This is a genomic window from Azospirillum sp. UENF 111221 (assembly GCF_058780625.1).
On record NZ_JBSNCH010000001.1, the window covers coordinates 773,073 to 799,862 of the forward strand.

At 68.6% G+C, this 26,790-nt stretch carries 24 protein-coding genes and 1 tRNA gene; 19 read left to right on the forward strand and 6 right to left on the reverse strand.

Translation table 11 applies throughout. The features are described from left to right. The 3 genes from pyk (at position 1) to ACWPN3_RS03425 (ending at position 3,767) form a co-directional block, all read left to right on the forward strand. Positions 1–1,500: a pyruvate kinase gene (pyk, locus tag ACWPN3_RS03415; protein WP_492242535.1), complete on the forward strand. Its 1,500-nt coding sequence runs from the start codon at positions 1–3 to the stop codon at positions 1,498–1,500. A gap of 298 nt (positions 1,501–1,798) precedes the next feature. Beyond that, the gene (locus tag ACWPN3_RS03420) at positions 1,799–3,328 is read left to right on the forward strand and encodes an MHYT domain-containing protein (protein WP_492261088.1); all 1,530 of its coding nucleotides are present in this window, start codon (positions 1,799–1,801) and stop codon (positions 3,326–3,328) included. Positions 3,329–3,482: 154 nt separating this feature from the next. Further along, complete coding sequence (locus ACWPN3_RS03425) at positions 3,483–3,767, forward strand: hypothetical protein (RefSeq protein ID WP_492242533.1); 285 nt, start codon at positions 3,483–3,485, stop codon at positions 3,765–3,767. Between the two features lie 196 nt (positions 3,768–3,963). On the opposite strand, the gene ACWPN3_RS03430 is transcribed toward ACWPN3_RS03425, so the two are convergent. Beyond that, positions 3,964–4,040: transfer RNA gene (locus ACWPN3_RS03430), tRNA-Arg, on the reverse strand. A 307-nt stretch (positions 4,041–4,347) separates the two neighbouring features. Here ACWPN3_RS03430 and ACWPN3_RS03435 point away from each other — a divergent pair. The 8 genes from ACWPN3_RS03435 to ACWPN3_RS03470 all read left to right on the forward strand — a co-directional run bounded on the left by ACWPN3_RS03435 (position 4,348) and on the right by ACWPN3_RS03470 (position 13,044). After that, positions 4,348–5,385 (forward strand): LacI family DNA-binding transcriptional regulator, encoded by a 1,038-nt coding sequence (locus tag ACWPN3_RS03435; RefSeq protein WP_492261089.1) that lies wholly within the window; start codon positions 4,348–4,350, stop codon positions 5,383–5,385. Between the two features lie 29 nt (positions 5,386–5,414). Then, positions 5,415–6,431, forward strand: coding sequence for an extracellular solute-binding protein (locus ACWPN3_RS03440; protein ID WP_492242531.1), 1,017 nt, complete (start codon positions 5,415–5,417; stop codon positions 6,429–6,431). Beyond that, positions 6,428–7,315 carry an ABC transporter permease gene (locus ACWPN3_RS03445; RefSeq protein ID WP_492242530.1) on the forward strand — a complete coding sequence of 296 codons (888 nt, stop codon included), beginning with the start codon at positions 6,428–6,430 and terminating at the stop codon, positions 7,313–7,315. The genes ACWPN3_RS03440 and ACWPN3_RS03445 overlap by 4 nt, the downstream gene beginning before the upstream one ends. Positions 7,316–7,320: 5 nt before the next feature. After that, positions 7,321–8,124: an ABC transporter permease gene (locus tag ACWPN3_RS03450; RefSeq protein ID WP_109453169.1), complete on the forward strand. Its 804-nt coding sequence runs from the start codon at positions 7,321–7,323 to the stop codon at positions 8,122–8,124. A gap of 43 nt (positions 8,125–8,167) precedes the next feature. Next, entirely contained in the window at positions 8,168–9,217 is a 1,050-nt protein-coding gene (locus ACWPN3_RS03455; RefSeq protein ID WP_492261135.1) for an ABC transporter ATP-binding protein, read from the forward strand. 41 nt (positions 9,218–9,258) lie between these two features. Then, entirely contained in the window at positions 9,259–10,035 is a 777-nt protein-coding gene (locus ACWPN3_RS03460) for a phosphodiesterase (protein WP_492261090.1), read from the forward strand. A 166-nt stretch (positions 10,036–10,201) separates the two neighbouring features. Next, entirely contained in the window at positions 10,202–11,188 is a 987-nt protein-coding gene (locus ACWPN3_RS03465) for an ABC transporter substrate-binding protein (RefSeq protein WP_109450741.1), read from the forward strand. 257 nt (positions 11,189–11,445) lie between these two features. Further along, positions 11,446–13,044 carry an ABC transporter permease gene (locus tag ACWPN3_RS03470; protein WP_492242526.1) on the forward strand — a complete coding sequence of 533 codons (1,599 nt, stop codon included), beginning with the start codon at positions 11,446–11,448 and terminating at the stop codon, positions 13,042–13,044. Here ACWPN3_RS03470 and ACWPN3_RS03475 read toward each other — a convergent pair. Then, positions 13,041–14,054 carry an oxidoreductase gene (locus ACWPN3_RS03475; RefSeq protein ID WP_492242525.1) on the reverse strand — a complete coding sequence of 338 codons (1,014 nt, stop codon included), beginning with the start codon at positions 14,052–14,054 and terminating at the stop codon, positions 13,041–13,043. The genes ACWPN3_RS03470 and ACWPN3_RS03475 overlap by 4 nt on opposite strands. Before the next feature lie 333 nt (positions 14,055–14,387). On the opposite strand from ACWPN3_RS03475, the gene ACWPN3_RS03480 reads away from it, so the two are divergent. From ACWPN3_RS03480 to ACWPN3_RS03510, 7 genes are all read left to right on the forward strand, one after another. Further along, positions 14,388–15,347 carry a carbohydrate ABC transporter permease gene (locus tag ACWPN3_RS03480; RefSeq protein ID WP_247873221.1) on the forward strand — a complete coding sequence of 320 codons (960 nt, stop codon included), beginning with the start codon at positions 14,388–14,390 and terminating at the stop codon, positions 15,345–15,347. After that, entirely contained in the window at positions 15,340–16,230 is an 891-nt protein-coding gene (locus ACWPN3_RS03485) for a carbohydrate ABC transporter permease (protein ID WP_109450734.1), read from the forward strand. The genes ACWPN3_RS03480 and ACWPN3_RS03485 overlap by 8 nt, the downstream gene beginning before the upstream one ends. Positions 16,231–16,237: 7 nt before the next feature. After that, positions 16,238–17,347, forward strand: a complete 1,110-nt coding sequence (locus ACWPN3_RS03490; protein WP_109450731.1) for an ABC transporter ATP-binding protein — start codon at positions 16,238–16,240, stop codon at positions 17,345–17,347. A gap of 176 nt (positions 17,348–17,523) precedes the next feature. Continuing rightward, positions 17,524–18,042 carry a 2Fe-2S iron-sulfur cluster-binding protein gene (locus ACWPN3_RS03495; RefSeq protein WP_109453165.1) on the forward strand — a complete coding sequence of 173 codons (519 nt, stop codon included), beginning with the start codon at positions 17,524–17,526 and terminating at the stop codon, positions 18,040–18,042. Further along, positions 18,039–19,028: an FAD binding domain-containing protein gene (locus tag ACWPN3_RS03500; RefSeq protein ID WP_492242524.1), complete on the forward strand. Its 990-nt coding sequence runs from the start codon at positions 18,039–18,041 to the stop codon at positions 19,026–19,028. Before ACWPN3_RS03495 ends, ACWPN3_RS03500 begins: the two co-directional genes overlap by 4 nt. Continuing rightward, entirely contained in the window at positions 19,025–21,325 is a 2,301-nt protein-coding gene (locus ACWPN3_RS03505) for a xanthine dehydrogenase family protein molybdopterin-binding subunit (RefSeq protein WP_492242523.1), read from the forward strand. Before ACWPN3_RS03500 ends, ACWPN3_RS03505 begins: the two co-directional genes overlap by 4 nt. A gap of 139 nt (positions 21,326–21,464) precedes the next feature. Further along, entirely contained in the window at positions 21,465–22,289 is an 825-nt protein-coding gene (locus ACWPN3_RS03510; protein ID WP_492242522.1) for an aldo/keto reductase, read from the forward strand. Positions 22,290–22,332: 43 nt separating this feature from the next. On the opposite strand, the gene ACWPN3_RS03515 is transcribed toward ACWPN3_RS03510, so the two are convergent. The 4 genes from ACWPN3_RS03515 to ACWPN3_RS03530 all read right to left on the reverse strand — a co-directional run bounded on the left by ACWPN3_RS03515 (position 22,333) and on the right by ACWPN3_RS03530 (position 25,168). Then, entirely contained in the window at positions 22,333–22,629 is a 297-nt protein-coding gene (locus ACWPN3_RS03515) for a CcdB family protein (RefSeq protein WP_109450723.1), read from the reverse strand. Then, complete coding sequence (locus ACWPN3_RS03520) at positions 22,629–22,883, reverse strand: type II toxin-antitoxin system CcdA family antitoxin (RefSeq protein ID WP_247873220.1); 255 nt, start codon at positions 22,881–22,883, stop codon at positions 22,629–22,631. Before ACWPN3_RS03520 ends, ACWPN3_RS03515 begins: the two co-directional genes overlap by 1 nt. 85 nt (positions 22,884–22,968) lie before the next feature. Continuing rightward, positions 22,969–24,429 carry an ATP-binding protein gene (locus ACWPN3_RS03525; protein WP_492242521.1) on the reverse strand — a complete coding sequence of 487 codons (1,461 nt, stop codon included), beginning with the start codon at positions 24,427–24,429 and terminating at the stop codon, positions 22,969–22,971. Continuing rightward, positions 24,419–25,168: a response regulator gene (locus ACWPN3_RS03530; protein ID WP_109450716.1), complete on the reverse strand. Its 750-nt coding sequence runs from the start codon at positions 25,166–25,168 to the stop codon at positions 24,419–24,421. Before ACWPN3_RS03530 ends, ACWPN3_RS03525 begins: the two co-directional genes overlap by 11 nt. 279 nt (positions 25,169–25,447) lie before the next feature. Between ACWPN3_RS03530 and ACWPN3_RS03535 the strand changes: the two genes are divergently transcribed. Further along, complete coding sequence (locus ACWPN3_RS03535; RefSeq protein ID WP_492242520.1) at positions 25,448–26,731, forward strand: ABC transporter substrate-binding protein; 1,284 nt, start codon at positions 25,448–25,450, stop codon at positions 26,729–26,731. The last annotated feature ends 59 nt before the right edge of the window (positions 26,732–26,790 follow it).

The window sequence follows — 26,790 nt, forward strand, 5'->3', positions numbered from 1 at the left end:
ATGAGCACCGCCAAGCCGATCCGCCGTTACCGGCAGACGAAAGTCGTCGCCACGCTGGGTCCGTCCTCCTCCTCGCCCGAGATGATCCGCCGCCTGTTCGAGGCCGGCGTCGATGTCTTCCGCCTGAATTTCAGCCATGGCAGCCACCAGGACCATGGCGAGCGCGTCCGCGCCATCCGCGCGCTGGAGGAGGAGACCGGCCGCCCCATCGCCATCATGGCCGACCTCCAGGGGCCGAAGCTGCGGCTGGGCCGCTTCGCCGACGGGCCGGTGACGCTGACCGCCGGCCAGCCTTTCTGCCTCGACCTGCTGGCCGAGCCGGGTGACGCCCGCCGCGTCGGCATGCCCCATCCGGAGATCTTCGCCGCTCTGGTGCCGGATGCCGAACTGCTGCTCGACGACGGCAAGGTGCGGCTGCGGGTGACCGCCTGCGGCGCCGATTTTGCCGAGACGGTGGTGGTGTCCGGCACCAAGCTGTCGGACCGCAAGGGCGTCAACGTGCCGGGCGTGGTGCTGCCGCTGTCGCCGCTGACGCCCAAGGACCGCGCCGACCTGGATTTCGCCCTCGACCAGGGGGTGGATTGGGTGGCGCTGAGCTTCGTCCAGCGGCCGGAGGACGTGGCGGAGGCGCGCAAGCTGATCGCCGGCCGGGCCGCCCTGCTGTCGAAGCTGGAGAAGCCGCAGGCGATCCAGCATCTCGACCGCATCGTCGAGATGTCGGACGGCGTCATGGTGGCGCGTGGCGACCTGGGCGTGGAGATGCCGCCGGAAGACGTGCCGTCGATCCAGAAGCGGATCATCCGCGCCGCCCGGTCGGCCGGCAAGCCGGTGATCGTCGCCACCCAGATGCTGGAATCGATGATCTCCGCCCCCGCCCCGACCCGGGCCGAGGCCTCCGACGTCGCCACCGCGGTGTTCGACGGCGCCGATGCCGTCATGCTGTCGGCCGAGACCGCGTCCGGCGACTATCCGGTCGAAGCCGTGTCGATCATGGACCGCATCGCCCGGCGGGTGGAGGGCGATCCGCTCTACCGCGGCCTGATGGATGCCCAGCATGCCGACCCGGAACAGACGGAATCGGACGCCATCACCGCCGCAGCCCGTCAGGTCGCCCATACGGTGAAGGCGGCGGCCATCGCCACCTACACCACCAGCGGCTCCACCACCCTGCGGGCGGCGCGCGAACGGCCGGAGGTGCCGATCCTCTGCCTGACCGAGAGCGCCGCCATCGCCCGCCGGATGGTGCTGGCCTATGGCGTCCACGCCGTGCTGACGGAGGATGTCCAGAGCTTCGCCGACATGGTGCACAAGGCGGCGCGGCTGGCCTATGTTCATGGGCTGGCCGAGGAGGGGCAGCGGCTGGTCATCACCGCCGGTGTGCCGTTCGGCATGCCGGGATCGACCAATATCCTACGAATCGCCTGGGTCGAGGCGCCGAGCCGCCCGGAGCGCGACCGCGAGGCCCGTGCCCGCCAGCCGATGGCCTTCGCCGACGCCTGACCGCATCTTACCTTCCGCCGACCGCCAGGCTTCCGTTTCGTATAAACGGAGGCTTGGCGGAGTACCAAACGCACAGCGCATCTGCCTGACGTTCTATCGACTCCAATGCTCTTGACACCCGCCGCAGAAAGATAGCTTTTTAGCTAACTACCGGCAATTGACCGGTGCCGCTCGATGCCCGACTGTTGGAGTCGGGGTATTTCTCCTTCTGGACGCCCTGACGGTTGACCGGGCGGTCGAAAAGAGGCGGTCGGGCAGGACGGCCGGCAGCGGCCGGGTGTTTTCAGGAGTGTCGTGGATGTCGTTCCAACTGGCCGGGTTGTGCTTCACAACGGCGTCCGGCCTGCCGTTCTCCCACGACCATTGGCTGGTGGCCCTGTCCTATGCCGTCGCCGCCTTCGCCTCCTACTCCGCGCTGGACATGGCGGAGCGGATGCACCGGACGGACGGCGCCGCCCGCATGATGTGGCAGGGCTGCGCCGCGGCGGCGCTGGGCGGCGGCATCTGGGCCATGCATTTCATCGGCATGCTGGCGCTGACCATCGACACGCCGATCGCCTACGATCCGGTGAAGACGCTGCTGTCGCTGTTGACCTCGGTCGCCTTCGTCGCCGTCGGCTTCCGCATCATCCAGCGCCGCCGCTCCCTCGCCACCATCGCCGCGGCCGGCCTCATCGTCGGGCTCGGCGTGGCGACGATGCATTATCTCGGCATGGCGGCGATGGTGCTGCCGGCCCGCATCGCCTACGACCCCACCCTGTGGGGCCTGTCGGTCGCCATCGCGGCAGCGGCGGCGGCGGCGGGGTTGTGGCTGGCCACCCGCATCCACCGCCTGCTGGAACGCACGCTGGCCGCCCTGGTGATGGCGGTGGCGGTCTGCGGCATGCATTACACCGGCATGGCCGCCCTGGTGGTGCAGGTCGATCCCACGCTGATGGCGGCGGACGGCAGCCTGGGGGACGGGGTGTCGAGCGGCCCCCTGGCCGCTCTGGTGGCGGTGGCGGCCTTCGGCCTTCTGCTGCTGGCGCTGGTCTCGGCCATGGCCGACCGCAAGGTTTCCGCCGCGTCGGCGCGCGAGGCCGCCGCCCTGCGCATCGCCAATCTGGAACTTGAGGCGGCCCGCCTGCAGTTGGAGGCCAACCAGCGCGAGATCATCCGCCGCCTGTGCAGCGCCGGGGAATTCCGCGACAACGAGACCGGCCAGCATGTGGCGCGCATGGCGCAGATCTCCCACCAGTTGGCGCTCGCCGCCGGCTGCACCGCCAACTATGCCGCGCAGGTGCTGGAGGCGGCCCCCCTGCACGACATCGGCAAGATCGGCGTTCCCGACCAGGTGCTGTTGAAGGCCGGACGGCTCGAGCCTGAGGAATGGGTGATCATGCGCCGGCACGCCAGCATCGGACAGCGGCTGCTGGCCGGCAGCGGGCTGCCCCTGCTCGACCTCGCCGCCGAGATCGCCGGGACTTCATCACGAGAAATGGGACGGCACCGGCTACCCCAACGGTCTGGCCGGAACGGACATCCCGCTGTCCGGCCGCATCGTCGCCATCGCCGACGTGTTCGACGCTCTGCTGTCCGCCCGCCCCTACAAGGAGCCCTGGCCGCTGGAGAAAGTCGTCGGCTTCATGCGGGAGCAGGCCGGTCTCCATTTCGATCCCGAACTGGTGACGGTGTTCCTCGACAGGCTCGACGTCATGGTGGCGATCCGCGGGCGCTTCGTCGACGAGGACCACACTCCGCCGCTGCTGGCGGAGGCGGGCGCGGCCGAATAAGGTCCCCCGGACTGCAACGCCTTTTCTGCAACGCCTTCTGCAAAATCTTGCGGTGAGTGCGGTTCCGGTGCGGGAGCGCCGAGCGCCGCGCCATGGCGCATCCGTCGGCTGGGTCAGGAGGCGCTGCCGGTGGGCGGTGCATGACAAAAACTATCCTTTACCCGGCGGCCACGGCAGGGCAAATTCAGAAACCAACTTATGAGAGAAAATATGAAGGCGCTAATTCTTCCGGCGATATTGTTGGTTGTGGGATGCGGCGCCAAGGATGGCCCGCATGCGGCTCTGCTGCCGGACGGAACCATGGGAAGTTCAGTTACCTATTGGACGGGGACAGGCGATCAGGGCAAATCCGCCGCTCAAGAATTGGAGTATATGATTAGAATCAATGGCTATTGTTCTTCGGAGGAATCCGTAAAATTCATAGCGCTCGATGAAGTCGCCGCGGGAGCTGGGAGAAAGATTTCAGGCGTATACAAATGCCAGCCCAAGGTTTAGTTTTGGCGCCTATGCAATCAACCAATCAGTATTTTAGGATATTGTCGGGCAGCAGATTGTGGATCGCGAGCCGACGGCCGAACAACGGCCGTTATCGTCCACTGGCAGGCTCGAAAGACCAAGGAAAAATCTGATGGGGAGGCGATACGCGCTAGAGCGGATTTAACTGTTAAATCAACGCTCTAGCGCAAATCGATGGCGGACCCGACGAGATTCGAACTCATGACCTCTGCCTTCGGAGGGCAGCGCTCTATCCAGCTGAGCTACGGGTCCATCGCTGGTGGAGGCGCAACATAGCCCAAGCCATTCGGGGACGCAAACACAAAAATCACAGATTTTCCGACAGCTTGCAGACACCCTCGTCCGCCCTTCGACCTCTGCCTTCGGAGGGCAGCGCTTCAACCGGTTCGGGCGCATGGAAACGTTTCCATTCTTCACGAAACCGTTTTCACGACGTCATGCGATTGCAACACACCGCCGCCACTCTGCACCCGCGCCGGATCGGCCGGCGCCGGAAACAACAGCCTGGAACAAGGGTTGACGGATGGTGCGGGGCGGAATGCGGGCGGGCGATGGACAGATGGCGGACGGACGCGCGATGGACCGCGTGGCGACGATCCGCGACGTGGCGGCGCGTGCCGGGGTGTCCATCGCCACCGTGTCGCGCGTGCTGAACGGCAGCGGCAACGCCACGCCGGAAACCATGGAAAAGGTCCGCGCCGCCGCGTCCGACCTGTCCTTCCGCCCCAGCACCATCGGGCGCAACCTGAAGGCGGCGCGCACCCGCACCGTCGGCGTGCTGGTGCCGTCGCTGACCAATCCCGTCTTCGCCGAAAGCGTCGCCGGCATCCAGGACGCGGCGGCAGAGGCCGGCTACAGCGTGCTGATCGCCTCCACCGACTACGATCCGGGACGGGAGGTGCGCGCCATCGAAGGGCTGCTGTCCAACCGGGTCGAGGGGCTGGTGCTGACCGTCGCCGATGCCGACCGCAGCGGGTCGCTCGACACGCTGGACGAGGTGCGGCTGCCCTATGTGCTGGCCTACAACCAGCCGGAACGGGTGCCGCGCGCCCATGTGTCCGTCGACAATGTCGCGGCCTCCCGCGCGGTGGTGGAGCGGATGACGGCGCTCGGCCACCGGCGCATCGGCATGATCGCCGGGCGCTTCCGCCAGTCCGACCGCTCGCGCCGGCGCCATGCCGGCTGGCTGGCTGCGCTCGCCGATGCCGGGCTGCCGCCGGGGCCGGTGGTCGAGGTCGATTTCAACGAGCTGCGGCTGGCCCACCGGCTGGCCCCCCTGCTGGAAGGGCCGGAGCGGCCGACGGCCTTCTTCGCCTCCAACGACATGCTGGCGCTCGCCACCATCCGGGCGCTGCGCGACCTCGGCCTGTCGGTGCCCGACGACCTGTCGGTCTGCGGGTTCGACGGCATCGAGGTCGGGCGGCTGATGGCGCCCAGCCTCGCCACCCTGGTGCAGCCGGCCCGCGCCATGGGCGCCACCGCCTTCGAATGCCTGCGCACCGGCTTTTCCGGCGACTTGCAGGGCCGCGCCGTGATGCTGCCCTTCACCCTGCGGCCGGGCGAATTGCTCGGGCCGGCGCCATCGAAATCCTCCTAAGCACTTTCGGAACGGAGACCCCCCGGATCATGTTCAAGCCGCTCCTTCTCGGCGCTGCCGCGTTGGCCGCCGCCCTCACCGCAACGGTGACACCCGCCGCAGCCGCGGAGCCGGTCGCCATCTGCTACAACTGCCCGCCGGAATGGGCCGACTGGGCGTCGCAGTTGAAGGCGATCAAGGCCGATCTCGGCATCGCCGTGCCGTTCGACAACAAGAACTCGGGCCAGGCGATGGCCGCCATGCTGGCGGAAAAGGACAAGCCGGTGGCCGACGTCGCCTATCTCGGCGGGCCGGTCGGCATCCAGGCCAAGGCGGCCGGCATCGTCACCCCCTACAAGCCGGCGGCGTGGGCCGACATCCCCGACGGGATGAAGGATGTCGACGGCAACTGGTTCGCCATCCACAGCGGCACGCTGGGCTTCTTCGTCAACACCGAGGCGCTGGGCGGCAAGCCGGTGCCGCAGAGCTGGGCCGACCTGCTGAAGCCCGACTATTCGGGCATGGTCGGCTATCTCGACCCGACCAGTGCCGCCGTCGGCTATGTCGGCGCGGTGGCGGTCAATCTGGCGCTGGGCGGCGATTACGGCAGCTTCGACAAGGCGGTCGGCTGGTTCAGGGACTTGCAGAAGAACCAGCCCATCGTGCCGAAGCAGACCTCCTACGCCCGCGTGCTGTCGGGCGAGGTTCCGATCCTGATCGATTACGACTTCAACGCCTACCGCGCCAAATACACCGACAAGGCGCCGGTCGCCTTCGTCATCCCGACGGAAGGCACGGTGTCGGTCCCCTATGTGATGGCGCTGGTCAAGAACGGCCCGAACCCGGAGAACGGGAAGAAGGTGCTGGACTATGTGCTGTCCGACAAGGGCCAGACCCTGTGGGCCAACGCCTTCATGCGCCCGGTGCGCGCCGAGGCGATGTCGCCGGAGACCGCGGCCAAGTTCCTGCCGGCCGCCGACTATGCCCGCGCCAAGCCGGTCGATCTGGTTCGTATGGCCGAGGCGCAGAAGGGCTTCATGGACCGCTATCAGGCGGAGGTGAAGTGAGCGCCTGCGCGCAGGACGCCCCCCTTCCCCACCGGCCGGCGGCCCGTCCGCCGGTTCGCTCGGGATGGGCGGGCGAACCGCTGCGGCTGGCGGCCCTGCTGGCGCCGGCGGCGGTGGTGTTCGCCGCCTTCTTCCTGCTGCCGCTGGTCCGGCTGATCCTGATCGGCGCCGGCGGGACGGCGGGATGGTCGGCCTATCTGACCACGCTGGCCGATCCCGGCCATCTCGACAGCCTGATCTCCACGCTGGCGCTGTCGGCCGGGGTGACTTTGGTGACGCTGGCGGTATCGACCGTCGCCGGGCTGTTCCTGGTGCGCAACCGCTTTCCCGGACATGCCCTGCTGGTGGCGCTGCTGACCTTCCCGCTGGCCTTTCCCGGCGTGGTCATCGGCTTCATGGTCATCATGCTGGCAGGCCGCCAGGGGCTGATCGGCACCATCACCCAGGCGCTGGGCGCCGGGAAGCTGGTCTTCGCCTATTCGATGACCGGGCTGTTCCTCGGCTACGTCTATTTCTCGATCCCGCGCGTCATCCTGACGGTGATGGCGGCGGCGGAGAAGCTGGACCCGCGGCTGGAGGAAGCGGCGCGCTCGCTGGGGGCATCCTCCTGGCGGGTGGTCGCCGACGTGATCCTGCCGGCGCTGAAACCGGCGCTGATCTCGGCGGGTGCCTTGTGCTTCGCCACCTCGATGGGTGCGTTCGGCACCGCCTTCACGCTCGCCACCCGGATCAATGTGCTGCCGATGACGATCTACACCGAATTCACGCTCCAGGCGAACATCGCCGCGGCGGCGGCGCTCAGTGTCCTGCTCGGCCTCATCACCTGGGCGGCGCTGGCGGTGGCGCGCAGCGTCGCCGGCACGTCGGTTGCGGCGGCGGGGTGACGATCATGCGTGACCTTTCCCACCGACGCGGCTGGGGGTTCTGGCTGCAACTGGGCTTCACCCTGCTGGTCTGCGCCCTGCTGACCGTGCCGATGGCGATGTCGATGCTGGCCGGGCTGACCGCCAATTACTTCGTGGGCCTGAAGAGCGGCCTGACCCTGCGCTGGGTCGACGAGGTTCTGCGGGTCTATTCCGGCACCATCCTCTTGTCCCTGCAGATCGCCTTCGCCTGTCTGGCCTGCACGCTGGTCCTGGGCGTTCCGGCGGCTTATGCGCTGGCGCGGCGTCCCGGCCGGATCGCCCGGCTGGTGGAAGAGCTGCTGATGATGCCGGTCGCCATCCCCGGCCTCGCCACCGCGCTGGCGCTGATCGTCACCTATGGCGGCGTCGGGGATCTGCGCGGCAGCTGGCTGTTCATCCTGATCGGCCATGTGCTGTTCACCCTGCCCTTCATGGTGCGCGCCGTGCTGGCGGTGATGGGCTCCATCGATTTGACGACGCTGGAGGAGGGGGCGGCCAGCCTGGGCGCCGGCTTCCTGCGCCGCTTCGCCACGGTGGTGCTGCCCAACTGCCGATCCGGCATCCTGGCCGGGTCGCTGATGGTGCTGACCCTGTCGGTGGGGGAATTCAACCTGACCTGGCTGCTGCACACGCCGCTGACCAAGACCTTGCCGGTCGGGCTGGCCGACAGCTATGCCTCGCTGCGGATCGAGATCGGCAGCGCCTACACCCTCGTCTTCTTCCTGATGATTGTGCCGAGCCTGATCCTGATGCAGGGTCTGTCCAGGCGCGGCCGTCCGTCCGTTTGAGGTCCTTTCCACGATGCCAGACAGCGTGATGCAGAACAGCGCGATGCAGAACAGCTTCCACCTCGACGCCGTGCCGATCCGCCTGGAGCGCTGCGGCAAGACCTTCGCCGGCGGCGCCCGCGCGCTGGAGCCGCTGGACCTGACCATCCGCGGCGGCGAGACCATCGTCTTCCTCGGCCCGTCCGGCTGCGGCAAGACCACGACCCTGCGCATCATCGCCGGGCTGGAAAGCCCCGATCGGGGGGGCCGCGTGCTGTTCGGCGAGGAGGACGTCACGGCGCTCCCCATCGAGCGGCGCAACGTCGGCATGGTGTTCCAGAGCTACGCCCTGTTCCCCAATATGACGGTGGCGGAGAATGTCGCCTATGGGCTGAAGGTTCGCAAAATTGCCCGCGCCGACCGCGGGCGCCGGGTCGAGGAGATGCTGGATTTGATGCATCTGGGCGAGTTCGCCGGGCGGCGGATCGACCAGCTGTCGGGCGGGCAGCGGCAGCGGGTGGCGCTGGCCCGCGCGCTCGTGGTGCGGCCGCGCGTGCTGCTGCTGGACGAGCCGCTGACGGCGCTGGACGCCAAGCTGCGCGACAGCCTGCGGCTGGAGATCGACCGGCTGCTGCGCGGGCTGGGCATCACCGCCGTCTATGTCACCCACGACCAGGGCGAGGCGATGGCGCTGGGCGACCGCATCGTCGTGATGGCCAAGGGCCGGGTGGCGCAGGTCGGCACGCCGCGCGAGATCTACTATCAGCCGGCGGACGGCTTCGTCGCCGACTTCATCGGCACGATGAACCGGCTGGGCGGGATGGCGCGCGGCGGTACGCTGTCCATCGGATCGGCGACGCTGCCCTGGAGCGGGCCGGAGGGTGCGGTGGAACTGCTGGTCCGGCCGGAGGATTTGGCGCTGGCCGGCGAGGCCGACGGGCATCTGGGCGGCACCGTCGCCGCCGCGGTGTTCCTGGGCGACCGCACCCGGCTGGTGGTGGAGCCGGCGGACGGGCCGGCGCTGACGGTGGACGCCGCCGGGCGCAGCGAACTGGGGCGCGGCGACCGGGTCTGGCTGCGCGTCGATCCGGCGCGGGTGCTGGCGGTTCCGTAACACTCCCGAACGAACACTCAAGCCCCCCGAGAGCCCATCCCATGATCATCGTCCAGATCACCGACACCCACATCAAGCCGCCCGGCCGCCTCGCCTACCGGCGCGTCGACACCGCCCCCTTCCTGGAGCGCGCCGTCGCCGCCATCCTGGCGCTCACCCCGCGGCCCGACGTCATCCTCGCCACCGGCGACCTCGTCGATGCCGGCGATGCGGAGGAGTATGAGCGGCTGCTCGGCCTGCTACGGCCGCTCGACATCCCGCTCTTCGCGGTGCCGGGCAACCATGACGAGCGCGCCGGGCTGGCCCAAGCCTTCCCCGATCTGGCGGCGCGGGTGGGCGGCGGCCCGTTCTTCCATTATACGGTGGAGGAGTGGCCGGTGCGGCTGATCGCCATGGACACCGTCCTGCCCGGTTCCGGTGCCGGCGAGGTCTGCGCCGAGCGGCTCGGCTGGCTCGACGCGCGGCTGGCGGAGCAGCCGGACCGGCCGACCATCGTCTTCCAGCACCATCCGCCCTTCGACACCGGCATCGGCCACATGGACCGGCTGGGACTGAGCGGGGCGGCGGCGATGGCCGACGTGGTCCGCCGCCATCCTCAGGTGGAGCGGGTGCTGTGCGGCCATCTGCACCGGCCGATCCAGGTGCGCTGGGCCGGCACCATCGCCTCGACCGCGCCGTCCACCGCGCATCAGGTGGCGCTCGACCTGCGCGACGATGCGCCGTCGGCCTTCGTGATGGAGCCGCCGGGCTATCGAGATCCACATGTGGCGCGCCGACACCGGGGTGGTCAGCCACACCGCCATGGTCGGCGACTATGACGGCCCCTATCCCTTCTTCAAGGGCGGAAAGCTGATCGACTAGCCCCTATTGCCGGCCCCTATTGCCAGGCTCTATTGATTGATTTGGGCCTTTCCGTCCATTGTCACGCGCCTGTCATCGGTATCGCGTAAGACAAGGCTCCCCGATCCAACGGAGACGACAGAGATGAAGGCGTTCCTCGCCACCCTCGCCACCGTGCTGACCCTCACGTTCGGACAGGCGGCACTGGCCGACGGCGCCACCGGCAAGCTGGTGCTCTACACCTCGCAGCTGGAGCCGGACGCCCGCCAGACGGTGGAGGCCTTCAAGGCGAAGAACCCCGGCGTCGAGGTGGAGTGGATCCGCAACGGCACCACCGAGCTGATGAACAAGCTGCGCGCCGAGTTCACCGCCGGGGCGCCGCAGCCCGACCTGCTGCTGATCGCCGACGCGGTGACGATGGAATCGCTGAAGGCGGAAAAGCGGCTGCAAGCCTATGAGGGCGCTCCGGTCGCCGGCTACCGCCCCGGCACGCACGATGCGCAGGGCTATTGGTTCGGCACCAAGCTGATCACCACCGGCATCGTCTACAACACCGCCGCTCCGATGAAGCCGACCTCATGGCAGGATCTGCTGAAGCCGGAGGCCAAGGGCACCACGGTGATGCCGAGCCCGCTCTATTCCGGCGCCGCCGCCATCCATATGGCGTCGATCAAGGCGCAGCCGGCGCTGGGCATGGCGTATTACGAGGCGTTGCAGCGCAATGCCGTCACCGCCGCCAAGGGCAACGGCGGCATCCTGAAGGACGTGGCCGGCGGGGCGAAGCTCTACGGCATGATCGTCGATTACCTGCCGATCCGCGAGCATCTGAAGGGCGCGCCCGTCGCCTTCGTCTTCCCCAAGGAGGGCGTCAGCGCAGTCAGCGAGCCGGTGGCGATCCTCAGCACCGCGAAGAACCCGGCGGCGGCGAAGGCGTTCATCGACTTCCTGCTGAGCCGCGAGGGCCAGGAGCTGGCCTCGGCCCAGGGCTTCCTGCCGGCGCTGCCGGGGGTGAACCCGCCGCCGGGCTTCCCCGACCCGGCCGGCATCACGCTGCTGCCCTACGATCCGGCCAAGGCATTGGCCGAGGACGAGGCCAACAAGCGCGCCTTCGCCGACCTGTTCGGCGGGTGAGGGTGCGGCTGTGAAAACTGGTAGTCCCCTCTCCCCCCTGGGGAGAGGGTTAGGGTGAGGGGGGTGCGTTGCAGGGATCTCCAAGAATCGCACACCCCGTTGCTCCTGTGAAAATCCACGCTGTGCGTCCCCCTCACCCCGACCCTCTCCCCGGGGGAGAGAGGGAGATTGCCCCGGGTGGTCGAAGGGCGGGAACACGCATTCTCTCCGCCCTCCCCGGCTGGCCGCTGCTCGTCGGCCTGCTGGTGCTGCTGCCCGTGCTACGCCTGTTGTGGGAAGCCGGCGACGCCGCGGTGCTGACCCGCGTGCTGAACTCGCCTACCACGTGGCGGGCCGCGACCAACAGCATCGCCATCGCGGCAGGCGCCACGCTGGCGGCGGCGCTGATCGGCGGGCCCTTCGCCCTGCTGATCGGGCTGACCAACCTGCGCGCCCGCACGGCGATGAGTTTCGCCCTGATCCTGCCGCTGATGATTCCGCCGCAGATCGTGGCGATGGCCTGGACCCATCTCGCAGGCTCCGGCAGCCCGATCCTGAAGCCGCTGGGGCTGGCTCCCCCGGTCGGCACGGCGAACCCGATGCAGTCGTCCGCCGGCATGATGCTGGTCATGGGGATCGAACATGCGCCGCTGGTCTTCCTCGCCCTGCGCGCGGCGCTGCGCGCCATTCCCGGCGACGTGCTGGAAGCGGCGCGGGCGTCAGGGGCCGGGCCGTGGCGGGCGGTGCGCGGCGTGGTGCTGCCGCTCTGCCTGCCGGGGCTGGTAGCCGGGCTGGCCATGGCCTTCGTCGCGGCGCTGGGGAATTTCGGGGTGCCGGCGCTGCTCGGCGTGCCGGCCGGCATTCCGATGCTGCCGACACTGATCTACCGGCGGCTGGCCGGCTTCGGGCCGTCGGCCCTGCCGGAGGTGGCGGTGCTGGCGGCGCTGATCGGCCTCGTCGCCTGCCTGGGCATCGCGCTCCAGACCATCCTGCAAGCACGCATCGCCAGCCGCCTGCCCGGCGGCGCCCGGCCGCTGGCCGAGCTGCCGCTCGGGGCGGCCCGCGCGCCGGTGGAACTGCTCGCCTGGGGCGTGCTGGCGCTGCTGGTCGCCGCACCGCTGACGGCGCTGCTGGCGACCAGCCTCGTCAGCGTCTATGGCCTGCCCATAGGTTTCGGTACGCTGACGCTGGCCCATTACCGCGAGGTGCTGGCGCTCGATCAGGTCGGGCGGGCCTTCGCCAATTCTCTGCTGCTGTCGGGATCGGCGGCCCTGCTGCTGGGGGCGCTGGCGGTGCCGCTGGCCCATGCGATGGCGCTGGCCGGCGGGCGCGGGCGGATCGCACGGGCGGTCGGCGTGCTGGTGGAGCTGCCGCATGCCGTGCCGGGCGTGGTGCTGGGCATCGGCTGCATCCTGCTGTTCCTGAAACCGCTGCCGGGGCTGGGCATCAGCCTGTACGGCACGCTGTGGATCATCCTGGCGGCCTATCTGGTCCGCTTCCTGCCGCTGGCCCTGCGGCCGGTGCAGGCGGCCTGCGCGGCACTCGACCCGACGGTGGAAGAAGCCGCCCGCGCGCTGGGCGCCGGACCGCTGCGGCGGCTGGTGACGGTGGTGGCGCCGCTGGTCGCCCCGGCGGCGGCGGCCGGCGGGCTGCTGGTCTTCCTGACCGCCTTCAACGAGCTGACCGTCTCCATCCTGCTGTGGTCGCAGGGGCGCGAGACGCTGGGCGTCGTCGTCTATGCGCTGGAGGAAGGCGGCAGTCCGACGCTGGGCGCCGCGCTGGGCGTCATCGCCATCCTGGTGGTGCTGGCGGCGATGCTCGCCGCCGGCAGGTTCGGCCGCCGCCTGCCGCCGGGCGTGGTGCCCTGGCGAAGTTAAGCCAGACCCACCGCCTTGCGCACCGCCTCCAGCACGCTCAGCGCGTCGCGTGCCTGTTCGGCGGTCACCGGCGGCGGAGCGCCGTCGAGGATGGCGGCGACAACACCGCGGTAGAAGGCGGGATAATCGCCGGGCAGCGTCTCCACCCGGCGCTCCGTCCCGTCGGCCCGGACCAGCAGGGCATGGTTTTCCGGGTCGTCGGCGCCCCAGCCGGGTTCGGTCGGCAGGCGGCCGGCGCGGAGCGCCGCCTCCTGCCCGTCGATGCCGTGCTTGAGGAAGCTGCCGCCGTCGCCATGCAGCTGGAAGCGCGGACCCGGCCGGCAGACCACCGTTCCGCAATGCAGGATCGCCCGCATCGGCCCATAGCCCAATACGATGTGGAACCAGTCGTCGACCTCAGCGTCCGGCCGCTGGGCGCCGACATCGGCGAGGATGCGGTCGGGCATGCCGAACAGCGTCACCGCCTGATCGATCAGGTGGGCGCCAAGGTCGAACAACACGCCCGAGCCGGGCAGCGTCCGTTCGCGCCAGCCCTGCTTGATCTGCGGACGGAAGCGGTCGTAATGCGCCTCGTAATGATAGGGGCGGCCGATCTCGCCCGCCTCCAGGCAGGCGCGCAGGGTCAGGAAATCGTTGTCCCAGCGCCGGTTGTGAAAGACGGTCAGCAGCCGGCCCTGCCGCCGGGCGAGGTCGATCAGCTCACCGGCCTCCGCCGCGCTGGTCGCCATCGGCTTGTCGATCACCACATGCTTGCCGGCCAGCAGAGCCTCGCGGGCAAGCGGGGCGTGGCTGGTGTTGGGGGTTGCGATCACCACGAGGTCGATGGCAGGGTCGGCGATCACCGCCTCCGCCGTCGTCGCCTCCGCCCCCGGTGCAGCGCGGCGGATGTCGTCGATGCGCGAACTGGCGACCGCCGTCAGGCGCAGGCGCGGTTCGCTCAGGATCAGCGGCGCGTGGAACACCGACCCGGCAAGGCCGAACCCCAGCAGACCGACCGACAGGCACTTCATCGTCCAGTGTCCTCTTCGCAAAAGGCTTGCCCGACAGACCATGGCCCCCGCCCGGCCCCGGCGCAACAGCGCCCGCACCGGCATAGCATCGTCCCGGCCGGGCGGGCGGAGGTCTGTGTAACGGTTGCGTAACAAGGCGGGCGCCGGGAAAGCGCCGCGTTACCAAATTGTCCGCCCCGCCCATCATCGGCAGCGTACAGTGACCGCCAAGCGAACGACCGTCTTGCAGCGGTCCAACAACACCGCGTCACGGGAGGGAACCGACATGCGCGACCTGCATCCGTGTGCGACGCCGGCCCGAAAGCCGGCCCGAAAGCCGATGAGGCTCGCACCATGACCTTGCAGACCCCATCCTACCGCCCGGCAGCCGGAGAAGAGGCCGCCCCCGGCAGCGCCGCCCCGCCCAAGTCGGGCGGGCTGCGTGCGCTGGCGCAGCGGCACCTGTCCAAGCTGGTGGTCGCCCCGTCCTTCGCGGCGATCCTGCTGTTCGTCTACGGCTTCATCGTCTGGACGGTCTATATCAGCTTCACCAACTCCAAGATGCTGCCGTCCTACGAGCTGGTCGGCGCCGACGCCTTTTCCAAGCTGTGGCGGATCGAGCGCTGGTACGTCGCCATCGAGAATCTGCTGATCTTCGGCGGGCTGTTCATCGGCATCAGCCTGATCGTCGGCATCCTGCTGGCGGTGCTGCTCGACCAGCGCATCCGCGGCGAAGGGGCGTTGCGCACCATCTATCTCTACCCGATGGCGCTCAGCTTCATCGTCACCGGCACCGCCTGGAAATGGATCCTCAATCCCGGCATCGGCATCCAGCAGTTCGTCCGCGACCTGGGCTTTCCCGGCTTCACCTTCGACTGGATCGTCCAGCAGGACACCGCCGTCTACACACTGGTGATCGCCGCGGTCTGGCAAAGCTCCGGCTTCGTCATGGCGCTTTTCCTGGCGGCACTGCGCGGCGTCGATCAGGAGATCATCAAGGCGGCCTATCTCGACGGCGCCAGCCTGCCGCGCATCTATTGGGGCATCGTCCTGCCGTCGATCCGGCCGGTGTTCATGAGCGCCTTCGTCATCCTCGCCCACCTCGCGGTCAAGAGCTACGACCTCGTCGTCGCGCTGACCGGCGGCGGTCCGGGCTATGCGTCGGACCTGCCGGCGACCTTCATGTATGAGATGACCTTCCGCCGCAACCAGATCGCCATCGGCTCGGCCAGCGCGCTGATGATGCTGGCGACCGTGGTGGCGATCATCGTGCCCTACCTCTATTCCGAACTGAAGGGAGGCAAGCGTGTCTAGCCTGACCTCCGCCCTGCCGCCGGCGCAGGGCACCGGCGCCCGCATCGCCCGCTGGGGCCTGTATCTGATCCTCCTGCTGTTCGCGGCCTATTACCTGCTGCCGCTGCTGCTGATGATCGCCACATCGTTCAAGAGCCCGGAGGAAATCCGCACCGGGTCGCTGCTGTCGCTGCCGCGCGACTTCAGCCTGGATGCCTGGAGCTATGCCTGGAACCGCGCCTGCATCGGCGCCGACTGCCGCGGCATGGCCCCTTATTTCCTGAATTCCCTGGTGATCGTCGGACCGGCGGTGATCATCTCCACCCTGTTCGGGGCGCTGAACGGCTATGCCCTGACCAAGTGGCGGTTCCGCGGCGCCAACATCGTCTTCGGCATGATCCTGTTCGGCAGCTTCCTGCCGTCGCAGGTGATCCTGCTGCCGATGGCGCAGACGCTGGGCTTTCTCGGGCTGGCCGGCAGCGCCGGCGGGCTGATCCTGGTCCATGTGGTGTACGGCCTCGCCTTCACCACTTTGTTCTTCCGCAATTACTACGTCAGCATCCCCGACGATCTGGTGAAGGCCGCGACCATCGACGGCGCCGGCTTCTTCCAGATCTTCACCAAGATCATGCTGCCGCTGTCGCTGCCGATCCTGGTGGTGACGATCATCTGGCAGTTCACCCAGATCTGGAACGATTTCCTGTTCGGGGCGTCCTTCGCGGCAGGCGGTGCCCAGCCGGTGACGGTCGCGCTGAACAACCTCGTCAACACCACCACCGGCGTGAAGCAGTACAACGTCGACATGGCGGCGGCGATGATCGCCGGCCTGCCCACCCTCGTCGTCTATGTGCTCGCCGGGAAATACTTCATCCGCGGTCTGACCGCCGGCTCCGTCAAGGGGTGATCTTCCGATGGCGACTCTCAGCATCAACAATGTCCGCAAGCAGTATGGCAGCGTCGAGGTCCTGAAGGGCATCGACCTGGACCTGACGGACGGCGAATTCCTCGTCCTGCTCGGTCCGTCGGGCTGCGGGAAATCCACCCTGCTCAACATGATCGCCGGGCTGGAGACGATCAGCGCCGGCGAGATCCGCATCGACCAGCGCGTGGTCAACGAGGTCCATCCCAAGGACCGCGACATCGCCATGGTGTTCCAGTCCTACGCGCTCTATCCCAACATGACGGTGGCGCGGAACATCGGCTTCTCGCTGGAAATGCGCGGGCAGGCCAAGCCGGAGCGCGAGGGCGCCGTCCGCCGCGTCGCCAAGCTGTTGCAGATCGAGCATCTGCTCGACCGCAAGCCGGCGCAGCTGTCGGGCGGCCAGCGCCAGCGCGTCGCCATGGGCCGCGCCCTGGTCCGCGACCCCAAGGTGTTCCTGTTCGACGAGCCGCTGTCCAACCTGGACGCCAAGCTGCGCGTCGACATGCGCACCGAGATCAAGAAGCTGCACCAGCGGCTCGGCACCACCGTGGTCTACGTCACCCACGACCAGATCGAGGCGATGACGCTGGCCAGCCGCATCGCCATCATGAAGGAGGGGGTTGTCCAGCAGTTCGCTCCGCCGCAGGAGGTCTATGAGCGGCCGGCCAACATGTATGTGGCGAGCTTCATCGGCTCCCCCACCATGAATTTCGTGCGCGGCACGCTGTCGGCCGAGGGCGACCGGCTGGGCGTCAGCATCGGGCGCGAGCGCAGCGGCTTCCTGCCGCTGTTCCAGGCGCCGGAGCAGGCCGGAAGCTGGCTGGGCCAGGAGGTGATCCTGGGCATCCGGCCGGAGGCCATCACCTGCTACGACCCGGCGATCGCCGCCGGCAACCCGGCGCTGGTGAAGGTGGCCTGCGGCGTCAATGTGCTGGAGCCGACCGGCGCCGACACCATCACCTATGTCGAGCTGAACGGCCATGAGGTGGTCGCCCGCATCAAGCCGAGCGACCGGGTGGCGGAGGGCGAAACCGCCGACTTCATGATCGACATGGCGCGGGCCAACCTGTTCGACCCGAAGACCGAACAGCGGATTTGAGCGTCCGGAGCCCCGGCGATAATCCCCTCTCCCCCGGGGAGAGGGGGATTTTTTCCGACCCAGCGTGATTTCCAGCGCCGTTGACGGTTAACAGGCCGGCTCAATCCGCCCGCAAGGCGGGGGCGGGCCAGGGTCTGCCATCGGGCAGGACCCGTTCCGTCATGGGGAATGCGCTGATGAACTTCACCATCAATGGGCAAAGCGTCGAGGTCGAGGCGGACATCCGCAGCTCGCTGCTCGACCTCCTCCGCAACAGTCTGGGTTTCACCGGGACCAAGAAGGGGTGCGACCAGGGCGCCTGCGGCGCCTGCACCGTTCTGGTCGACGGCGAACGCATCAATTCTTGTCTGGCGCTGGCGGTCCAGTATCAGGGCCGCAGCATCACCACCGTCGAAGGGCTGGGCAGCGACGGCGCCCTGCATCCGTTGCAGCAGGCCTTCGTCGAGCATGACGGATTCCAGTGCGGCTACTGCACGCCCGGCCAGCTCTGTTCCGCCGTCGGCATGGCGCGCGAGATCGAGCGCAACATCCCGAGCGTCGTCACCGCCGACCTGTCGGCGGGCAGCGTCGCCATCGACGAGACCGAACTGCGCGAACGCATGAGCGGCAATCTCTGCCGTTGCGGCGCCTACAACGGCATCGTCGAGGCCATCTCCGAAACGCTGGGCAAGATGCAGGAAGGGGCACGGGCATGAACCCCTTCAGCTATGAACGAGCCGCCGACGCGGCCGCCGCCATTGGATTGGCGAAAGGCAATACCGCGGCGCGCTATCTTGGCGGCGGCACCAATCTGGTCGACCTGATGCGCGAGACGGTCGAACGGCCGGAGATGCTGGTCGACGTCACCGGCCTGTCACACAAGATCGAGCCGCGCTCAGACGGCGGCCTGCTGATCGGGGCGGCGGCGACCAACACCGCGCTGGCCGCAGATGCGCATGTCCGCACGCAGTACCCGCTTCTCTCCCGCGCGATCCTCGCCGGGGCCAGCGCCCAGATCCGCAACATGGCGACGGTCGGCGGCAACATCCTGCAACGCACGCGCTGCCGTTATTTCTACGATACGGCTGCGGCCTGCAACAAACGGGAGCCGGGGGCCGGCTGCGACGCGCGCGACGGCTTCAACCGCTACCACGCCATCCTCGGCGCGTCGCCGGCCTGCGTCGCCACCCATCCGTCCGACATGTGCGTGGCGCTCGCCGCCCTCGACGCCACGGTGCATCTGGACGGCCCGGACGGGCCGCGCAGCATGGCACTTGCCGACCTGCACCGCCTGCCGGGCGACCGGCCGGACATCGAGACGGAGCTGAAGCCGGGCGAGCTGATCGCCGCGGTCGAACTGCCGCCCCTGCCCTTTGCCCGCCGCTCGACCTACCGCAAGGTGCGCGACCGCGCCAGCTATGCCTTCGCGCTGGTGTCGGTCGCCGCCGCCCTCGATCTCGCCGAGGACGGGACGGTGCGGGACGTAAGGCTGGCGCTCGGCGGCGTTGCCCACAAGCCGTGGCGGGCCTCGGCGGCGGAAGCGGCGCTGAAGGGCCGGCCGGCCAATCCGGAGAGCTTCCGCGCCGCGGCGGAGGCGGAATTGGCCGCCGCTGCCGGGCTTCGCGACAACACGTTCAAGATCGAGCTGGCGAAACGGACCATCGTCGCCGTCCTCGGCGACCTGACAGGAGACGAGGCATGAGCGCGCACTCCGACGCCGCCGCTTCCCGGCCCGGCCGCTGGCAGCCGGCGGTCACGCAGGATCCTCTGCTGCAAAAGCATGGGGCCCAGGGGCATGGAGCGCTGGGCCAGCCGGTTTCGCGCATCGAAGGGCCGCTGAAGGTCCAGGGCAAGGCGCGTTTCGCCGCCGAGTTTCCCTATGAGGGTCTCTGCTACGCCGCACTCGCCTTCAGCACCATCGCGCGCGGGCGGATCACGGCGCTCGACACCGCGGCGGCGGAGGCGGCGCCCGGTGTCGTGCTGGTCATGACCCACCGCAACGCCCCCCGGATGAAGGCGCCGTCGCTGATGATGTCGTCGCCGACGGCCGCCGGGGCGAGCGACCTGCCGGTGATGCAGGATGACGAGATCCACTGGAACGGCCAGCCCATCGCCGTCGTTCTCGCCGAGACGCAGGAACAGGCCGACCATGCCGCCTCGCTGGTGACGGCCGACTATGCGCCGTTGCCGGCCGTGACGTCCTTCGACGAGGCGAAGAAGACGCCGCGTCAACTGGACAACATCCTGGGCCAGCCGCCGGTGGTCGAGATCGGCGATGCCGAGGCCGCCCTGAAAGCCGCCGCGGTGCAGGTGGACCAGATCTACCGGACGCCGCGCCACAACCACAATGCCATAGAGCTGCATGCGGCGACCGTCGCCTGGACCGGCGACGAGCTGAGGGTGCATGACGCCAGCCAGCTTCTCGACCTGACGGCGGGGCAGCTGGCCGACATCTTCGGCCTGGAGCCGGAGAAGGTCCGCGTCTCCTCCCCCTATGTCGGCGGCGGTTTCGGCGGCAAATGCCTGTGGGACCACCAGATCCTCGCCTGCGCCGCCGCGAAGCTCGCCGGCCGGCCGGTGCGCATCATGCTGTCGCGCGAGGGGGTGTTCCGCATCGTCGGCGGCCGGACGCTGACCGAGCAGCGGGTGGCGCTGGGCGCCAGCACCGACGGCAGGCTCGACGCGCTGATCCACACCGGCATCGCGGCGATGACCGAACACAACTCCTGCCCCGAGCAATTCACCTTCCCGACCCGCCACCTCTATGCCGCCAAGTCGGTCCGGCTGGCCCAGGAGGTCGCCGACATGGACATGCTGGCGAACACCTTCATGCGGGCGCCCGGCGAATCCGTCGGCACCTTCGCGCTGGAATGCGCCATCGACGAGCTGGCCGAAAAGCTGGGCCTCGACCCCATCGAACTGCGCCGGCGCATCGAGCCGGACAAGGATCCGACCAGCGGCAAGCCCTTCTCCGCCCGCCACCTGATCGACGCCTACGAGAAGGGTGCCGAACGGTTCGGCTGGGAGCGCCGCAGCCCGACGCCGCGCCAGCGGCGGGACGGCGAGTGGCTGATCGGCATGGGATGCGCCACGGCGACCTACCCCTATCACCGCTTCCCCGGCGGTGCGGCGCGGATCAGGCTGACGGCCGGCGGGCAGGTCACCGTCTCGACCGCGGTGCACGACATGGGGATGGGCACGGCGACGGCGCAGGTCCAGCACATCGCCGCCCGGCTCGGCGTGCCGCTCGACAAGGTCAGCTTCGAGTATGGCGACACCAGCCTGCCGCGCGGGGTGATCGCCGGCGGCTCGACCCAGACCGCCTCCATCGGCGGCGCCGTCATCGCCGCGACGGAGGTCTTCGTCGAGGAACTGCTGAAGCTCGCCGGCAACGATTCGCCGCTGGCCGGCCTGTCGCTGGCCGAGGTCGAGACACGGGACGGCGGCATCGGCCACCGCGACGACCCGGCGCGCTTCGAGAGCTATGAGTTGATCCTGCGCCGGGCGGGACGCGGCGAGCTGGTCTGCGAGGCCGAAGCCCCGCCACCGGCGGAAATGGAAGCCTTCTCGATGCATTCCTACGGCGCGCAGTTCTGCGAGGTCCGGGTCAGCGAAGTCACCGGCGAGGTCCGCGTCTCGCGCTTCCTCGGCTCCTTCGACGCCGGCCGCATCCTGAACGCCAAGACGGCGACCAGCCAGTTCAAGGGCGGCATCATCATGGGGATCGGACTGGCGCTGACCGAGGAGACCAACTTCGATCCGCGCACCGGCCGCATCGTCAACGCCTCGCTCGCCGATTACCACGTGCCGGTGCAGATGGACGTTCCCGCCATCGAAATCCTCTACACCGACATCCCCGACCCGCAAGCGCCGATGGGCGCCCGCGGCATCGGCGAGATCGGCATCACCGGCGTCGGCGCCGCGGTCGCCAACGCCGTCTACAACGCCACCGGCAAGCGTATCCGCGACCTGCCGATCACGCTCGACAAGCTGATGTGACGCTTCAAAGGCTTCGATTTGGGAATTCGGTTCACAGGTGATATGGCGGGAGAGGCGGTTTGCAGAGTGCCTCTCCCGTCCTAAGTCTCCTTCCCAAGCGAAAAGATGCGCTGCGGCGCTGGTTAGGAGAGAGAGCAGGATGCAGACCGTGAAAGCGAATGGCGCCGAAATCCCCGCGCTGGGCTTCGGCGTTTTCCGCATGTCGGACGAGGAGGTCGAGCGGGTGGTGCCGGCGGCGCTGGAAGCCGGCTTCCGCCATTTCGACACCGCGCAGATCTACCGCAACGAGGCCGCCCTCGGCCGTGCCCTGCAAGCGGCAGGCGCGCGGCGCGACGAGCTGTTCCTGACCACCAAGGTGTGGGTCGACAAATACAGCCCCGAGCTGTTCGCCGCGTCGGTTGACGAGAGCCTGGAGAAGCTGAAGGTCGACCGGGTCGATCTGCTGCTGCTGCACTGGCCGGCCGATCAGGTCGCCATCGCCGACCAGATCGAGATGCTGAACGCGGTACAGGCCGCCGGCAAGACCCGCTTCATCGGCGTCAGCAACCAGAACATCGCCCAGCTGCGGGAATCGGTCGAGCGCAGCCAGGCCCCCATCGTCACCAACCAGATCGAGGTCCACCCCTATCTCGACCAGAGCGCGATGGCGGCGGCGGCGAGCGAGCTGGGCGTGGCGATCACCGCCTATTACGCCATGGCCGACGGCAAGGTGCCGCGCGATGCGGAATTGCAGCGGATCGGCGCCAAACACGGCAAGACGGCGGCCCAGGTGACGCTGCGCTGGCTGATCCAGCTGGGCCACATCGTGCTGTCGAAGACCGCCAAGCCGGACCGGGTGCCGGAGAATTTCGCAGTGTTCGACTTTGCGCTGGACGATGGGGACATGGCCACGGTTGCGAAGCTGGCGCGGCCGGATGGGCGGATCGTCAACCCGGCGGGGCTGGCACCGTCTTGGGACAAGTGAGAAAAAAGCAGTATTGATGGATGGGGCGCGTGAGCTTATCGGCTCACGCGCCGATCAGCATGTCCAAAGCTGCGACGATGACGGTGTCCTCCGCCAGCAAGTTGCCGACATGAGGGCCGAGTTCCGAAAGCATCACAGCACCGGCGAACTGCGTCACCATGACATGTGGGCGACCCTCGACGGAAAACACGGGATTGAGACGCGCTGCCGGACGCGGAGCCTTGTCCGGTGGCAGCAGCGGAGCGACAAAACGAGTGTTCAAGTCGCGCAGGATGTCGGCCTGAAGGTCGAGCAGATAACCCGGCCCATCCAACCGGCGATGAATATCGAAACGCGCCATCAGTAAGGCCGGTTCTTTGCCAGCGGAAGGCCATGTGCTTCGACATAGGCATTGGACGACTGAATGGCTTCCCGATTCTCCTCCAGCCATTGCCTGTCGCGCAACTCGGCGATCTGCTGCGCCAGTCCGCGTTCACAGGCGCGCGAAACATTGATGCCGAGCGCCTTGGCCTGCTCCAGCAAATCACTGTTCAGGCTGATGTTGGTTGCCCGCCTGGGCGCGGACATATCGAACGTATAGCGCTCGCCAGCCATCGAACCCTCCATGACAATGCGCATGAATGATGCGCATGAACAACGCACAAATCAAGCCACAACCCCGAGATACACGCATAGACATTCACAACATCCGCGGCAGCGTTACCCGCACCCGCAGGCCGCCGCTGGCGCGGTTGCTCAGCTCGATCCGCCCCTGGTGCGCCTCGACGATGGACTTCACGATGGACAGGCCGAGACCGCTGCCGCCGGTCTTGCGGTTGCGGGAGCCTTCCAGCCGGACGAAGGGCTTGAAGACGTTGGCGATCTCGGCCTCCGGGATGCCCGGTCCCTCGTCGCAGACATCGACGACGATCTCGGCGGCGTCGGCATCGACGGAGACGGTGGCGCGCTCGCCGTACTTGATGGCGTTGTCGATCAGGTTGGCGAAGGCGCGGCGCAGGCTGGACGGACGGCCGGCGAGGCGGAGCTGGCGGGCCTGCTCGAAACGGTCGCTGCGCTCCACCCCGCCGCCGAAGATGGTGCGGACGGCGGCGAACTGCAGCGGCGGCGGCTCGTGGTAGGTCACCGGGGAGCCGGTGTCGGCATAATCGTCGCACAGGCTCTGCAGCAGGCTGGCGAAGGCGACCACCTCGACCTCCTCGCGCAGCACGTCGTCGCCGAGAAACTCCAGCGTCGCGGTGACCATCGCCGCCATCTCGTCGATGTCGGCCATCATCTTGGCGCGCAGCGCGTCGTCATCGACATATTCGGCGCGCAGCCGCAGCCGCGTCGCCGGGGTGCGCAAATCGTGGCTGATCGCCGCCAGCAGATGGGTCCGCCCCTCCATCAGGTCGCGGAGCGCGTTGCGCGCCTGGTTGAAGGCGCGGGCGAGCGAGGCGACCTCCTCCGGCCCATCCTCCGGTAGGGGACGGGGGTGCAGGCGGTCGTGCGGGCGGGTCGCCTGTTCGGCCAGCGATTCCAGCGGGCGGACCAGCCGGCCGGGCAGCCAGAGCAGCAGCCCCAGCGCCAGACCGAAGGCGGCCAGACCGGCCAGCACCATCTCGAACGGCGTGGTGCGCGGCCGCCAGAAGCGCGGGCTGGCGAACTCCAGCCAGCCGCCGCCGGCAAGCTGGACATAGACGCGGGCGTCGCGCAGCTGGGCCGCCGTGTCCTCCGCCACCAGGGAGAGGGATTCCGCCAGCGTCTGGGCGCGGGCGGAATGGACGGACAGCAGGGCGCGCTGGACGGCGACGAACACCGGGCGGGGTGCGTCCAGCACCCCCTCCAGCATCCAGCCGGCGGGCACCGTCGGCATGCCGGGCCCCTGCCAGGACACCGACAGGTCGGGCAGCCCGCTCAACGCCAGCGCCGGCCCGGCAGCGATCCCGTCCAGCAGCGCGCGGTCGGCCGCCTCCACCGCCGCTGCCATCGCCGGTCCCAGCCGGTGGGCGGTCAGCAGCTCCCGTGCGCGGTCGTCGACCAGTTGCATGCCGACCAGTGCCCCGCCATGGGTCAGCACCAGCAGCGCCACCATCGCCGCCAGGATGCGGTGGCGCAGCCGGGCGGCGCGCATCTGGGCCGGCAGCAGGCGTTCAAACGCCACGGCTTATCCCGGAAGAGGCGGCTTCGCCCTGGTCCACCACCGTCGCGGTGAACTGATAGCCGATGCCGCGCACCGTCTTGATCAGGCCGGAGCCGCCCGGCCCCTCCTCCAGCTTGCGGCGCAGGCGGCTGATCTGGATGTCGATGCTGCGGTCGAAGGGGATCGAGGTGTCGCCACGGTGCTTCTCCAGCAGCTCGGTGCGCTCCACCACCTGGGGGGCGCGCTCCAGCAGCGTGCCGAGCAGGGCGTATTCACCCTGGCTGAGATGGACCACCACCCGGTCCGGCGTGCGCAGTTCCCGCCGCCCCTGGTCGAGCGACCAGCCGGCGAAGCCCAGCACGCGCGGCCGCTCGCGCACCGGCTCCGGCCCGCCGCAGCGGCGCAGGATGGCACGGATGCGGGCCAGCAGTTCGCGCGCGCTGAAGGGCTTGACCAGATAATCGTCGGCGCCGACCTCCAGCCCGACGATGCGGTCGACCTCGCTTCCCATGGCGGTCAGCATGATGACGGGGGTCTCCGACTTGGCACGCAGGCCGCGGCACAGGCTGGTCCCGTCCTCCCCCGGCAGCATGACGTCGAGCACGATGAGATCGACCGGCCATTGCGCCAGCACCCGCGCCATCTCGCGCCCGTCGCCGGCGGTGGAGACGCGGAAGCCGCTCTTCACCAGGAAATCATGCAGCATGTCCCGGATCTCGGGATCGTCGTCCACGACCAGGAGATGGCGCGCGCGCTCCATGGCGACCCTTCCCTCTTCCGTTCCCTGCCCCGCGGAGGGGGGCTTTCTTGTTCGTTGGGCCTGAGTGTAGCCTCCCGCGCCGGTCCGGGTACAGTGCGCCGCGCGGGCCTCTTTGTAACGGTTGCGTAACAGCGGTGCGGCCGTGATAAGGCGTTGTTACCAAATAATCCGGGCGCCGAATTGCACGCGGGATAGAGTTCCTCCAACGGCCGGACGGCTGACAGCCCAAGGCCAACTCGAAGATCGAACGAAGACAGGGAACAGGGGGAAATGTCCAAAATGCCGTCTCTCAGCAAATCCATCCTCGGCATGACAGCGACCAGCATGGTTGCCCTGGCCACCGTCATGGCCGGCGCGTTGATGGCCCTGCCCGCCAAGGCCGAGCCGGCGGTGGAGGTTCTGCACTACTGGACCTCCGGTGGCGAATCGAAGGCAGCGGGCGCGCTGCGCCAGGATTTCGAGGCGGCGGGCGGCAAGTGGATCGATGCGCCGGTCGCGGGCGGCGGCGGCGACGCGGCCAGCACCGTGCTGCGTTCCCGCGTGCTGGCCGGCGACCCGCCGAACGCCGTGCAGCTGAAGGGTCCGAACATCAAGGACTGGGCGGCACAGGGCAAGCTGGCGACGCTGGACGAGGTCGCCAAGGCGGAGAACTGGGACGCCATCCTGCCGCCGCAGATCCGCGACGTGGTGACCTACAAGGGCCATTACTACGCGGTGCCGGTGAACATCCACCGCGTCAACTGGATGTGGGTCAACCCGAAGGTCATGGAGAAGGCCGGCGTCGCCATCCCGAAGACCTGGGACGAGTTCAACGCCGCCGCCGACAAGCTGAAGGCCGCCGGCATCATCCCGCTGGCCCATGGCGGCCAGCCCTGGCAGGAGGGCGCCCTGTTCGAGGACGTCACCCTCGGCCTCGGCGGTCCCGACTTCTACCGCAAGGCTCTGGTGGAGCTGGACGCCAAGGCGCTGACCAGCGACACGATGGTCAAGGTGTTCGACCAGATGCGCAAGCTGCGCGGCTATGTCGACGACGGCTTCCCCGGCCGCGAATGGAACCTCGCCGCCGGCCTGCTGATGAACGGGCAGGCCGCCATGCAGATCATGGGCGACTGGGAAAAGGGCGAGCTGACCGCCGCCGGCAAGGTGCCGGGCAAGGATTTCGTCTGTGCCCATGTGCCGGGCCAGTTCGGCTACATCGTCAATTCCGACAGCTTCGTCATGTTCAGCTCGGCCAACGCCGACCGCGCCGCCGGCCAGAAGCTGCTGGCCAAGCTGATCCTGGGCAAGAAGTTCCAGGAGACCTTCAACGTGCTGAAGGGCTCGATCCCCGCCCGCCAGGATATGGCGCGCGACAGCTTCGACGAATGCGCCGTGAAGTCGATGGACGATCTGAAGACCGCCATCGACACCAACAGCGCGGTTCCGTCGATGGCCCACGAGATGGCGGTCCCCGGTGCGGTCCGCGGCGCCTTCCTGGATGTCGTCACCGCCCACTTCAACTCCACCATGACCTCGCAGGAGGCGGTGAAGCGTCTGGCCGAAGCCGTCGATCTGGCGAAGTAAGCCTCGGTTTTCCTTGTTTGTCCTCTCTCCTCTGGTGTTGCGTGTGACCTTGGAAAGCC